Below are 11443 nucleotides of genomic sequence, written 5' to 3'. Positions count from 1 at the left end.
GGGGCGCTGGCCTACCTGGTCACGAAGCTCGTGCCGGGCAAAGGGGACGAAATCGAGTACAAAGCCAAGCACCTCGACCCGATCTTTATTCAGCAGTCCCCGGCGATCGCGCTCGACCAGGCGAAGCTCGAAACCCTGCGGATGGCGGAATACGCTGAAAAAGGTTTGAAGCAAAGTGAGTCCTATCTAGAAACCAAGAACAAAAAGGACGCGGAAAACATCGTCCGGTACGAAGAAGCCGTAAACAATCTGGACAAAAACATTACGGATTATTTAACCCGCATTTCTTCTAGATCTCTTTCATCCGAAAGCTCACGTCAGCATTCGGTTCTGATGGATACTACGAGAGACATTGAACGTGTGAGTGACCATGTAGAAAATCTGATGGAGCTCGTGGATTATCAGGTCTCCAATAAGGTAACCCTCTCCCCTGAAGCCTACAAGGACTTGAATCAGATGTACGAATTAACCATGAGTACATTTTCTCAATCAATTGAAGCACTCGGGCAGGATAACCACGAAATTGCCAGTCAGGTACTGCAGCAGGAAGAAGAGATTGACCGGCTTGAACGGCAGCTGCGCAAAAAACACATTCTGCGCCTTAATGAAGGCCAGTGCTCCGGTTCCGCCGGCATTGTATTTGTAGACTTCCTAAGCAACCTCGAACGGATCGGTGATCATGCTGTAAACATTGCTGAAACCGTGCTCGATGATGATCACAAAATGAAAGAAAGCAATTAATAAGCAGGCAGCGCCCTTACAGTTTGGGCGCTGCTTTTTTCGCGCAAATCACTACTTTCAACAGACCCCTTCCTTTCTTCGTGAAATGTACTACCTTTATCCCCCTTGCATATTTACCATTTTTAAACAGGTGAACCATATATCATCTATTTACCTATTGTAAAAGCTATAAAAATCCAACATACTGAATTTAGTGATAACTATTAGAAAGAGGGGCTTGAAATGAATAAGAAAAATAGTACAGATTGTCCAAAAGTGTTGGCCGAGCTGGATGAAAAACAAGCGCGTCTCGATAAGTATCGGAAAGAAATCAGGGAAGGCAACAATAAAGATGTGAAAGACCTTGATGATTTAAACAAAACTCTTCAAAATAAAAAAAGTTGAACGAAATTTTATATACCACTGTAAATTCAGCGTCTTAAATATAGAAGCGTTTAATTAATACAGCTTTCGATTAAAAAGAGCAGGTCTGCTTCTTTTGGGCAGGACCTGCTCTTTTTGGTATTATTAATTTTATATGCTCTGTCTGCACTCTGTTTCATCCCTGTGATTTTTTATTAAAACCTTTCACAGCAGTAACATTCACCTTTCCTTTAAAAGGAGCGATCAAAGCTATGTGGCATTTTATCAAGTTGTATTTTGGCCTTGCAGTCGGGCTCGCGGTCTTTTTTGTTCTTGTGCTGTTAGCTGCCGGTGCCTACGGATAAGCCCCCCTTTTAAAATTTCCCCGCCCAGGCTACGTAGAAAAGCCTTTTAGATGTCTCCCACAGAGCTCTAAAAGGCTTTTTTCTAATGATTGTTCGCTTAAGCATTAGTCCTGCTTATGCAGCTCCATCTCAATATTAATTTTCACATCTTCGCCGACAAGTACCCCGCCTGTTTCAAGCGTAGCGTTCCATGTTAAACCGAATTCTTTCCGGTTAATGGTTGTCTGGCCGCTGAAGCCGGCTACTATGTTTCCGCTCATCGGATCTTTACTTTGGCCTTCAAACGTAACATCGACCGTAACTTCTTTGGTTGTGCCTTTAATCGTAAGATCTCCGGTCACGTCATATTCACTTTCTCCCGTTTTTTTAACTTCCTTGCCCACAAACGTCATGTTGGGATAGTTTTCAGCATCAAAGAAGTCTGCCGACCGTAAATGACCATCACGGTTTTCATCACTGGTATTAATACTCGCTACATCGATTACCACTTCGATTTCTGCGTCTGTTAAGTCTTCCACGTCCACCTTTAACGTAGCGTCAAATTTGTCAAACGTGCCTTTCGCTTTTGAGATCATCATGTGCTTTACCGAAAATCCAATTTCACTGTGTACAGGGTCCACGGACCAGACTGTTTTTGCCATAAGTAACTCCTCCTAAAAATTCATTCAATTAAATCCATGAAGCTACAACTAGTATAAAGGTATCAAGTCTTTAAATCTAGTATCCTGCTTTGAAAATAATAAATATTCCGTCATTTTCAAATGATTACTCTTTATCTATTAAGACTATTTTTGTCTTTTATTCTCATTATGTTTTACACTAATTATGAAGTCAGCTGTATATTTCATCTCAGATATCATGGCACTTCGCAAGCCTTTTTCGTATGAAACACCCTATATTAATATCGAGAGGAGACTTTACGATGAAATTTTCTGTATCAGCCCTTTTTCTTGCCTCATTTGTTTTTCTGACCGGTTGCGGCGGCAGTGATGGAGGAAATGAATCCGAAAGCACCAGTGAAAACGCCGAGGCTCAAACAATGGAGGTCACCGCTACTGACTTTGAATTCGACCAGGAGGAATACACCGTTAACGCCGGAGAACCTGTAAATGTCAGCTTAACGAGCCAGGAGGGCGGACACGGGCTTGCTATTGACAACTTTGATGTAGACATTCAGGGGGAAGGAGAAGCAACGTTCACCCCGGAAGAACCCGGAGAGTATAACATCTACTGCAGCGTTCCATGCGGTGAAGGGCATGCAGATATGACCGCCACCCTAATTGTTCAGTAAGCCGGAGCTTCCCGGCCTATTTTTACTTTTTCTGCAAAAAAGCCGCCGTGCCTAAATACAGGCACGGCGGCTTTAATTTTAACCATATTTATTCTTTAATTGGAAGCGGCGCTTCAGGGGAAACCAGCTTCTCTTTACGCAGTTCCTGCCAGAAAGCTGCAGGAATATCGGCGTTTAATGCTTCTAGATTGTCCTGAATACGCTGCGGACGACTTGCTCCTGGTATAACAGCCGCCACTGCCGGATGAGCGGCTGAAAACTGCAGGGACGCTGCAATCAGGCTCACATTGTGACGTTCAGCAATGGATTTCATCTGCTCGACACGGGAAGCAATTTCCGGCGGGATATCCGAGTATTCGTACGTGGAACCGCCGGCGAGCACGCCTGATCCGTAAGGTGCTCCGACCACAATGCTAACATCCTGCGCCTCCGCTTCCGGCATCAAGCGCTGAAGCGCACGTTCGTGGTTAAGCAGCGTATAACGGGTAGCCTGCAGGCTGATATCCGGATTGGAATCTTCAAGGTCGAGAGCGAGCTCAATCGGCTCCGTCCGGTTTACTCCAATCCCCCAGGATTGAATAACGCCCTCTTCCCGTAGTTTAGTCAGCTCACGGAATGCGCCTGTTCTTGCCTCTTCAAATTTAGCGAGCCATTCGTCTCCCTGAAAATCTGGAGAAATGTCATGCACATACACAAAATCAATCCGGTCCATCTGCAGGCGCTCAAGGCTCTGCTCAATCGACCGGCGTGTGCCTTCCGCAGTATAATCATCAATTACTTTATTTTGGCGGCCATTGGCAAACAATCCTTCTTTTTCTTCCGTTTCTTCAGAAATATAGCGGCCGACTTTCGTACTTAATACAAAATCGTCGCGGTTATGCCTGGCCAGCGCTTTGCCTAAGCGCAGCTCCGCAAGCCCTGCTCCGTAAAAAGGTGCAGTGTCAAAATAACGGATGCCGTGTTCCCATGCTGTTTCAATTGTTTTTAAAGCTTCCTCTTCTGGAATATCACGGTACATATTCCCAAGCGGCGCGGTGCCGAAGCCGAGTTTCCCTTCCTGCTTCAAATTAATCATAAACTTTGTCCTCCTCTATAAAGGTTTATTCATTATTTGCAATTAAGCGGCCGCTCCAACGTATCTCACCTGTAACGACCCAGGTTCCTGCCAACGATCACTCTATTTTAGTTACCTTTCACAGTAAGATTTAAACATCGATGCCCAAATAGATATTATACGTATCCCTATATCAGATTTTTATCCAAAATTTCTCATGAAACACTTGAATACATAGTTCTTCAGCCGATATTATTATTAAAACGACATCATTTGGAGGTCATCTATGAAGAACGGTTGCGACGTTTGCATGCCTGGCCATCAGGGCTATACGTTCATTTTTGAAAACGACCAGTCTCCTGCCCTGCTCACCCCTTACTTCAGTGAATACAGCGAAAACCAATGGCAGGAAGTAAATAATCGCATGGTATGGATGGATGAAACCATTGCTTTTGATTTGCTGGATTACCTGGAAGTTCATTATAATCCCGAAGAAATTTTTATTTTTCCAGCAAAAAAGAATAATCCTTTGGAAGATGAAACGAACAAACAGCCGCTTCGCTCCCTCCACGCTTACAAAGAAGCAGGCTGGATCGATAATATTATCGATCAGGAACAGATACAGTCACATTATCAGCCTATCGTCCGGCCAGATAACGGAAGCTATACTATTGTTGGGCACGAGCTGCTTTCCCGCGGAAAAGCATCAGACGGAAGCATGATTGCCCCATTCTTTTTGCTTGAGGCGGCGCGCATCCGCCACCGGCTGTTTGCGCTTGACCGCGCCTGCCGGATCGTTTCTGTCAAAAATGCAGCCATCATTAAAGACAAGCTCATTTTCATCAATTTTATTCCGACCGCTATTTATGTGCCTGAACACTGTTTATCGACCACTATTTCCCTCATCAATGAAATGGGCATTGCCCCGGAAAACGTAGTATTTGAAGTTGTGGAAAGCGATGAAGTGCAGGATATTGATCACCTGAAAAGTATACTCAATTATTACCGGCGTCACGGTTTCAAATATGCTTTAGACGACGTAGGCACCGGGGTCAATGACCTCAAAAAGCTATCTTACCTTGAGCCGGATATTGTTAAACTGGCCAGAGAATATTCCGACGGCGTAAGCCGGGACCCCGAAAAACAAAAAATCGCAGCGTCGCTGCTGCAGGTAGCTGCCTATACCGACTCTCAGCCACTTGCTGAAGGAGTCGAACATAAAGAAGATGCCGATTACTTAGCCGACATGGGCTACGAGATGTTTCAGGGATATTATTTCGCTAAGCCGCAGGAGCAGCCTCTGGATTCCCTTTCTCACACCGTTAATACAAACCATTGATCTTGCAAAGCATGTGCCCCGCACGTGCTTTTTTCTGTTTCTGGCACTCATGAGTCTTTAGATGCGGAAACCATCAACACATTTTCGCTGCTGTTTTAATTCTTTAGACACAGGGAAGAGCATTGGGCGAGTCATTTTATAAAATAAACCCTCACATGGAAGGAGTGCTTTTTTCATGAAAAGACTGGAAGGGTATACGTCTATAATTACTGGTGGAGCAGGAGGCATCGGCAAAGCTACTGCTAAGAAATTTCTTCAGGAGGGCGCCAATGTGATGCTCGTTGATATGAATCAAGAGGCGTTGGACAGCGTTAAAGCTGAACTCGATGAGTATGGCCCGGTAGAAACAATGACGGCCGATGTTACTAATGAAGATGATGTGAAAAATTATGTAGATCAGACGGTGGATCAGTTTGGCACGGTAGATGTCTTTTTTAACAACGCAGGCATCGAAGGCAAAGTAGCTCCTATTCCGGAACAGACCGCAGAAGATTTTATGAAGGTAATGAACGTTAACGTCCTGGGAAGCTTTCTCGGATTAAAATACGTTATGCCCGTCATGGCGAAGCAAAACAGCGGCAGCATTATTAACACCTCTTCGGTTGCCGGTTTAATGGGGACGCCGGGCGTCAGTCCGTATACTACCTCTAAACACGGTGTGGTTGGGCTGACTAAAACGGCGGCTCTTGAAGTGGCAGATTCCAATGTGCGCGTAAACTCCATCCACCCGTCGCCGGTAAACACCAGAATGATGCGTTCGCTTGAAAAAGGATTTAATCCGGACGATGCCGAGTCCGCCCGTACCGAGCAGGAGCAGGCTATTCCAATGAACCGCTACGGAGAGTCTGAAGACATCGCAAACCTTGCTTTATTCCTTGCCTCTGACGAATCAAGCTTTATCAGTGGTTCCCAGTATCGTATTGATGGCGGTATGGCCGCCCAGTAAAAAATCCTTTCTCTATACAAATGGACCCTCCGGCTTCAGTGCCAGGGGGTCTTTTCATATTAATACCATTTAGATAGCTTATGACCAGGCTTACATTATACATCAATAAAGCGGCTGCCCTTTTCTGTCACCACCGGATCCACATATTCCACTTTTTCTTCCTCGTCTGTTACTTTTTCTGCTTCGAGCATCGCTTCTTTGATCAAATAATCAAAATGCGCTTCTTCATTAGGGTCATCCGGGGAAATTGTCCCCTGTTCTTTAGCGGCAATGCGGGCAATCAGCAGCAGCTCTTTCAGTAAATCGTTATCCATACAGACCCTCCTCCTTTATCTCCGCGGTGGATGAACAGAAATTCTCCGTGCGTCTTAACTCTGATGTTCTTTTTGTTCGATGTTTAATTGATGCACCGTGCGCACCAGGTCATTTTTTTGATCGTTAGCTTCGTCCGGGAAAAAGACCCCGTACATGCAGCCGCCGTTTTGTTTTTCCTTTCGTTTTATATGACCGTGAAGGACAAAATTTTTGTGAAGCGAGCGAAAGGAAAAAGTCAAAAGTACCCGGTCTGTGACCGGTAGATTTAGATGGGAAAAGAAACGCATGCCCCCGCCGGAGAGATCATGGATCGTCATGTCACCTGCCGCGCTGTTCACGATAGTATTGTCCATCCGGTAAATGAAAAAGGTTCCGTGGAGTGGCTGATCTTCGAAATAGTAGCGTAGGTTTTTTCTTGATTCCGGCATACCCTTCTCCTTTATCTTTGCGTGAAATAAGTGCGGTATTAATAGTATATAGGCTCTGTCTTTCGATTTCAAAAATGTTTTTAGTGCAGTATGCCGGGCCGTTCACCTCCCATTCAGTCCTGCTCTTCTTTGAAATAAAGATTGACTTTATCTATGCTCCGGAATATGATTAATATAGAATAAAAGGGGAGTAGCTTTCCTGCATCTGCATCGTCATGACGGGCTTTGAAGCCCCGGTGCTGATGGTAGTTACCAGACTATAAGCGAGACCTTTTCTTCTCCGCAGCAATTTCGGGGGAGGGAAAGGTTTTTTTGATGCCTTTTCCTTCGAATCATTCAGGGAAAGGGCTTTTTTCATGCCTTTTCTCATAAGGGGAGAAAAGAAATGGATATAGGTTTATTGATGGAATACAGCTGGGTTTTAGTTATTCTAGTCCTGCTTGAGGGTGTACTGGCAGCTGATAACGCGATGGTTTTGGCGGTAATGGTCAAGGATCTGCCTGAAAAACAGCGTAAAAAAGCTCTTTTTTACGGGTTGTTTGGCGCTTTTCTTTTCCGGTTTGGATCTCTGTTTATCATCAGTTTTCTGGCGGGGGTATGGCAGGTGCAGGCTATCGGTGCTGCCTACCTTCTCTATATCGCTATTAATCATATTATTAGGCATATGGTCCGCCACCGCCAGCAGCAAAACGTGACTGCTGCCGCACAGGAAACTAAATCGCCCGGCTTCTGGAAGACTGTTTTTAAAGTAGAGCTCGCAGATATTGCGTTTGCCGTCGATTCGATTCTTGCAGGAGTTGCTCTCGCTATTACTCTTCCAGCCTCCGGTCTTCCGGCAATTGGCGGTCTTGACGGCGGAATCTTCGCGGTGATTTTATTCGGCGGATTAATTGGAGTCGTCATTATGCGTTTTGCCGCCGGTAAATTTGTTACCCTGCTTGAAAAACGTCCAGGCCTTGAAATAACCGCCTTCGTTATCGTAGGGTGGGTCGGTGTCAAACTCGCAGTTTACGCTTTGAGTCACCCTTCCCTGCACATTATTCCGGAAGCATTCTCTCATTCACCGCTGTGGAAGGCTTCCTTTTATATTGTCATCGTTGTGATCGCGGTCAGCGGCTGGTTTTTATCCAGTCCGAAATCAGCAGATGAAACGGTGAAAGAACGTTAAACATTAATGAAGTACAGCTTCACACACAACCTCAGGCCCCTTTAAGCAGATGAAAGCTTAAAGGGCTTTTTTTAATAGCCCTCTTCCATTTCTGAAGTTTAGTTATATAGACTGAAGGTAAAAAGACAGATAGAATGGAACTTTTAATTTTACGGCTGACGAGAGCCGAAGGAGCCTGTTTATGCCATATTTCACTTCAAAAAACACATCACTCTATTATGAACAGCGGGGCCAGGGGCCCGTGCTTGTGTTTATTTCCCCTCCCGGTCTCGGCTGCGCGGCCTTTGAGCAGCAGCACCCGCTGGAGGACCAGTTTCGGGTTGTTACCTTTGATCCACGGGGAAACGGCAGAAGCGAACGCAGTGAAGCTGCTGACGGCACCATCAGACAGTGGACGGAGGACATTTATGCCCTTATATCTCATCTTGGGGCTGACCAGGTTATTCTTTGCGGCTATTCCTTTGGCGGCCTGCCAGCCCAGGAATTTGCTTACAAATATCCCGAAAAGACGAAAGCGCTCGTATTAATCAGCAGCTTTCCCAAAGTACGAACGTTTCTGTTAGCCGGAAAATTCCGCCTTGGCATTTGGAGTACGTATGAAAACCTGCTCGGTACACTTGGTAAGGGCCTTGCCTTTTCTCATACCAAAAAGCAGGACCAGCAGGCACGCATCGAAAAAAATATTGAGAACAGCGATCCCGGCATTATGGAGCAAATGTACTTGAATGGCAGGCATTATGACAGCACCGGCTTTCTTCCTCATATTACCTGCCCCGTGCTTACGATATTTGGCAGCAACGATGTGTTTGTAAAAAAGCATCAGCATGATTTTAAATCCCGGCTCCCTCATATGCAAAATGTGCATATTCAGGGAAAGGTACACCAGCTTCCTACTAGAGCTGCCGGCGAAGTAAATGCCATCATCAGAAATTTTGTTAACAGCAATGTCTACGCAAAGACTCAAAAGGATGTTTATTGAAAAAGCATAAAGGATATATGTTTATAGTTCATTCTTACTTTGAATATTGAGCACGGCGGTAATGGTTGGATAATAAGCTAACCCATGAGCCAGTAGAAGAAAGCTTTTTCTTTGCTGACTCTTTTTTTAATTTCCTGAACCATTGCTTCCATATTTTAAACAAAAAGGAGTAGATATAATGAGTAACACATCATCCAGAAAAACACTGCCGATTATTGCCCTTTCAGCCGCTGCTATCGGGGGAGGCGTCTACTGGTATACGAAAGGCTCAGGAAGTACCAGCAACAGTGATAGTGGCAGCAGCGAAGGCATTAAGGATAAAGTAAACAAAGCGAACCAGGAAGTTGACACAGAGGAACTGAAAAGCCGCTTTCAGCGCACAGTAGAGCTTGCTAAGCAGGCAACGACCCAGCTGCAGGAGATTTACAATGATTACGGCAAAGACATTATTGAACAAATCCAGCAGGTGAAAAAAGACTCTGAAGGCGTCGTATCTACAGCTAAAGAAGCTGGCGATGAGCTGAAGGATGTAGCTGACACAGCTAAAGAAGCCGAGCAGGAGCTCGAAGGAGTCAAGGATCAGGCAAAACAGGGCGCAGAGCAGGTTTCTTCTTCTGATTCTTCCTCTAATAATTCCAGCGCCTCTTCTTCTGAAACTAGTGGCAGCCAAAATATCCAGGAGTCTCCGGAAGAAGAAATTAAGCGCAAAGACAACCAGGCCGATATTGAGCCGCAGGAAGAAGGAAAAAACCAGCGTGACCCAAATAGCAATAGCTAAGCTTTTCTCCGCGGAGAAAGCAAAAGATTTTCTAAAACGAGTTAAACCACCGGGTACGGCCCTGGTGGTTTTTTTATGCCCCGCTCATATATCAGTTTTTTCCGCATACTTTCCGTCGTCTACATGCGTAACACCAAACGGCTCTTTTCCGTGGCCGTTATAGTATACATCCAGATCATGAAATATACGGTGAATCGTTTCTGCCGTTTGCTCTTCTTCTAAATCAGACTGCTCTTTCTGCTGAAAGCGTTCATTCCACCCGGCAGCATTGCGAAGATCCCTCGCTAAATCCGGATTGTCTGTCTGCGCAGCCAGTGACTTCAGCTTTTCTATTTTTTCTTCAGGCTTCTGAATGTTTTCTGCATCCACCATTTTTTCACCCCCGTAGCCCGTCAGGTCATTCCATCGGTCATGCCGGGCAGCAATATAATTTTTCATTTCCCCTTCCCGCTGTACTTTCTTTTCTGCTTTTGTCAGCTGGTGCTCCTTGTCTGCCTCTTTTTCCGAGTTATTTTCTTCCTCCTGCTCTGCTCCGGCTGTCTGTTTTTCCATTTCTTCAAGCCATGGATACACTACATAAATGCTGAGCACTGCGGTGAAAATGAAGATCCCGGCTGCCAGCAGCGTGACACGTCTTTTCATAAAATTCCCCCTGCTGTATCTGTACATAAACAGAATAAAACCGCCGGATATAATAACATCCCGCGGTTCCAGTATTATGTATTCATATTTATTTTATCATACATAAAATACCATTTTAAGGATTCGTTTTTCACCCAAGAAAAAACAGGCAGAGTTTCTGCCTGAAGACTTTTGGGACTACTCCCCGGCCTGCTTAGCATTCTTTAGGAGGATAGTCTTTTTAAAATACTCCATTTATCCCGTTTGGAAACGTAGGCCCGCTCCTTAAACACCTGGTAGTTGTTTTTCCGTACTGATTCCAAAATGGCCTGATACATATAAGCAGCGCCTTTGACGGGATACCTTGCATCCTTTGGATACTGTTCAACAGATTCAAGTGCCTCTGTATACAGCTCTTCTGCCCGTGCGGCAGTATCCTCCCACGCCCGGACAAATGAGGAATCAAGGCGGTGCTGGTGAAGATCCCTGGTGGTATAGCCATGCTTTTCGAGTATTTCAACCGGAAAATATATGCGCCCCCGCTCCAGGTCTTCACCTACATCGCGAAGGATATTGGTCAGCTGCATCGCCTTTCCAAGGGCGATAGCGCCCGGCTTCAGATGTTCAAAACGCTCGGGGGAAAGGATCGGCAGAAGCATCAGCCCTACAGTGCCTGCTACATAATAGGAATACCCTTCAACTTCTTCCAATGTGTAATAAAAAATTTTTTCCAAATCCATATACTGGCCCTGAATCATATCTATAAAAGGCTGTACTTCCATATCGAATCGTTCGAAAGTATCCCTCAGGGCAATCCATTGCAGGGACGGCTGATAGAATGGATCGCGGAGAAACTGATGAAACATCGTTTCAAATTCCTTTAATTCCTGCTCCGGATTTTCCCCTTCATCCACAATATCATCGACGGCCCGGCAAAAAGCATAAACGGCCCAGACGCCCTGTCTTTTTTCAAGCGGCAGAATATCAAATGCCTTCGAAAAAGTTTTACTGTGCATTGCAATAATACGATGACATTCTTCGTATGCTTCTTCTAACGTTGATTTCATACTTCTCAT

14 protein-coding genes are annotated in these 11443 nt (G+C 45.1%); 8 read left to right on the top strand and 6 right to left on the bottom strand.

All coding sequences use genetic code 11. From position 1 onward, the window contains the following. Positions 1 to 741: Na/Pi cotransporter family protein (locus ACTRXH_RS13080; RefSeq protein WP_474282522.1), on the top strand; the 741-nt coding region annotated here is incomplete at its 5' end. A 222-nt stretch (positions 742 to 963) separates the two neighbouring features. Then, positions 964 to 1125: a hypothetical protein gene (locus tag ACTRXH_RS13075; protein ID WP_474282520.1), complete on the top strand. Its 162-nt coding sequence runs from the start codon at positions 964 to 966 to the stop codon at positions 1123 to 1125. Positions 1126 to 1552: 427 nt separating this feature from the next. Here the strand turns inward: ACTRXH_RS13075 and ACTRXH_RS13070 are convergent, their stop codons facing one another. After that, positions 1553 to 2089 carry a YceI family protein gene (locus tag ACTRXH_RS13070; RefSeq protein WP_474261869.1) on the bottom strand — a complete coding sequence of 179 codons (537 nt, stop codon included), beginning with the start codon at positions 2087 to 2089 and terminating at the stop codon, positions 1553 to 1555. Positions 2090 to 2370: 281 nt separating this feature from the next. Between ACTRXH_RS13070 and ACTRXH_RS13065 the strand changes: the two genes are divergently transcribed. Continuing rightward, positions 2371 to 2739 (top strand): cupredoxin domain-containing protein, encoded by a 369-nt coding sequence (locus ACTRXH_RS13065; protein WP_474282518.1) that lies wholly within the window; start codon positions 2371 to 2373, stop codon positions 2737 to 2739. A gap of 88 nt (positions 2740 to 2827) precedes the next feature. On the opposite strand, the gene ACTRXH_RS13060 is transcribed toward ACTRXH_RS13065, so the two are convergent. Next, positions 2828 to 3814, bottom strand: a complete 987-nt coding sequence (locus ACTRXH_RS13060; RefSeq protein WP_474279579.1) for an aldo/keto reductase — start codon at positions 3812 to 3814, stop codon at positions 2828 to 2830. A 265-nt stretch (positions 3815 to 4079) separates the two neighbouring features. Here ACTRXH_RS13060 and ACTRXH_RS13055 point away from each other — a divergent pair, with 265 nt between their 5' ends. Beyond that, complete coding sequence (locus ACTRXH_RS13055) at positions 4080 to 5132, top strand: EAL domain-containing protein (protein ID WP_474282516.1); 1053 nt, start codon at positions 4080 to 4082, stop codon at positions 5130 to 5132. A gap of 175 nt (positions 5133 to 5307) precedes the next feature. Then, positions 5308 to 6078, top strand: coding sequence for an SDR family NAD(P)-dependent oxidoreductase (locus ACTRXH_RS13050; protein WP_474282514.1), 771 nt, complete (start codon positions 5308 to 5310; stop codon positions 6076 to 6078). Positions 6079 to 6173: 95 nt separating this feature from the next. Here the strand turns inward: ACTRXH_RS13050 and ACTRXH_RS13045 are convergent, their stop codons facing one another. Continuing rightward, positions 6174 to 6392 carry a hypothetical protein gene (locus ACTRXH_RS13045; protein ID WP_474261865.1) on the bottom strand — a complete coding sequence of 73 codons (219 nt, stop codon included), beginning with the start codon at positions 6390 to 6392 and terminating at the stop codon, positions 6174 to 6176. A 54-nt stretch (positions 6393 to 6446) separates the two neighbouring features. After that, positions 6447 to 6821 (bottom strand): PilZ domain-containing protein, encoded by a 375-nt coding sequence (locus ACTRXH_RS13040; RefSeq protein WP_474261864.1) that lies wholly within the window; start codon positions 6819 to 6821, stop codon positions 6447 to 6449. 385 nt (positions 6822 to 7206) lie between these two features. Between ACTRXH_RS13040 and ACTRXH_RS13035 the strand changes: the two genes are divergently transcribed. The 3 genes from ACTRXH_RS13035 (at position 7207) to ACTRXH_RS13025 (ending at position 9746) form a co-directional block, all read left to right on the top strand. Further along, positions 7207 to 7989, top strand: coding sequence for a TerC family protein (locus tag ACTRXH_RS13035; RefSeq protein ID WP_474282512.1), 783 nt, complete (start codon positions 7207 to 7209; stop codon positions 7987 to 7989). A 181-nt stretch (positions 7990 to 8170) separates the two neighbouring features. Then, positions 8171 to 8968 carry an alpha/beta fold hydrolase gene (locus tag ACTRXH_RS13030; RefSeq protein ID WP_474282510.1) on the top strand — a complete coding sequence of 266 codons (798 nt, stop codon included), beginning with the start codon at positions 8171 to 8173 and terminating at the stop codon, positions 8966 to 8968. Positions 8969 to 9146: 178 nt separating this feature from the next. Next, complete coding sequence (locus ACTRXH_RS13025; RefSeq protein WP_474282508.1) at positions 9147 to 9746, top strand: hypothetical protein; 600 nt, start codon at positions 9147 to 9149, stop codon at positions 9744 to 9746. An 84-nt stretch (positions 9747 to 9830) separates the two neighbouring features. Here the strand turns inward: ACTRXH_RS13025 and ACTRXH_RS13020 are convergent, their stop codons facing one another. Both ACTRXH_RS13020 and ACTRXH_RS13015 read right to left on the bottom strand, forming a co-directional pair. Then, positions 9831 to 10388 carry a hypothetical protein gene (locus ACTRXH_RS13020; protein WP_474282506.1) on the bottom strand — a complete coding sequence of 186 codons (558 nt, stop codon included), beginning with the start codon at positions 10386 to 10388 and terminating at the stop codon, positions 9831 to 9833. 203 nt (positions 10389 to 10591) lie between these two features. Then, the gene (locus ACTRXH_RS13015) at positions 10592 to 11434 is read right to left on the bottom strand and encodes a phytoene/squalene synthase family protein (RefSeq protein WP_474261859.1); all 843 of its coding nucleotides are present in this window, start codon (positions 11432 to 11434) and stop codon (positions 10592 to 10594) included. Positions 11435 to 11443: the final 9 nt, after the last annotated feature.

The sequence above is a fragment of the Marinococcus sp. LNHM5E3-2.1 genome (assembly GCF_056034365.1).
Note: the sequence above shows the minus strand (reverse complement) of the source record. Positions and strands in the feature narration are given on the sequence as shown.

What these genes read in the sequence shown, in the direction of transcription:
- ACTRXH_RS13055 (WP_474282516.1), top strand. Translation starts at nt 4,080, where the DNA reads ATGAAGAACGGTTGCGACGTTTGCATGCCTGGCCATCAGGGCTATACG.
- ACTRXH_RS13015 (WP_474261859.1), bottom strand. Translation starts at nt 11,434, where the DNA reads ATGAAATCAACGTTAGAAGAAGCATACGAAGAATGTCATCGTATTATT.
- ACTRXH_RS13065 (WP_474282518.1), top strand. Translation starts at nt 2,371, where the DNA reads ATGAAATTTTCTGTATCAGCCCTTTTTCTTGCCTCATTTGTTTTTCTG.
- ACTRXH_RS13020 (WP_474282506.1), bottom strand. Translation starts at nt 10,388, where the DNA reads ATGAAAAGACGTGTCACGCTGCTGGCAGCCGGGATCTTCATTTTCACC.
- ACTRXH_RS13050 (WP_474282514.1), top strand. Translation starts at nt 5,308, where the DNA reads ATGAAAAGACTGGAAGGGTATACGTCTATAATTACTGGTGGAGCAGGA.
- ACTRXH_RS13045 (WP_474261865.1), bottom strand. Translation starts at nt 6,392, where the DNA reads ATGGATAACGATTTACTGAAAGAGCTGCTGCTGATTGCCCGCATTGCC.
- ACTRXH_RS13025 (WP_474282508.1), top strand. Translation starts at nt 9,147, where the DNA reads ATGAGTAACACATCATCCAGAAAAACACTGCCGATTATTGCCCTTTCA.
- ACTRXH_RS13075 (WP_474282520.1), top strand. Translation starts at nt 964, where the DNA reads ATGAATAAGAAAAATAGTACAGATTGTCCAAAAGTGTTGGCCGAGCTG.
- ACTRXH_RS13035 (WP_474282512.1), top strand. Translation starts at nt 7,207, where the DNA reads ATGGATATAGGTTTATTGATGGAATACAGCTGGGTTTTAGTTATTCTA.
- ACTRXH_RS13060 (WP_474279579.1), bottom strand. Translation starts at nt 3,814, where the DNA reads ATGATTAATTTGAAGCAGGAAGGGAAACTCGGCTTCGGCACCGCGCCG.
- ACTRXH_RS13070 (WP_474261869.1), bottom strand. Translation starts at nt 2,089, where the DNA reads ATGGCAAAAACAGTCTGGTCCGTGGACCCTGTACACAGTGAAATTGGA.
- ACTRXH_RS13030 (WP_474282510.1), top strand. Translation starts at nt 8,171, where the DNA reads ATGCCATATTTCACTTCAAAAAACACATCACTCTATTATGAACAGCGG.
- ACTRXH_RS13040 (WP_474261864.1), bottom strand. Translation starts at nt 6,821, where the DNA reads ATGCCGGAATCAAGAAAAAACCTACGCTACTATTTCGAAGATCAGCCA.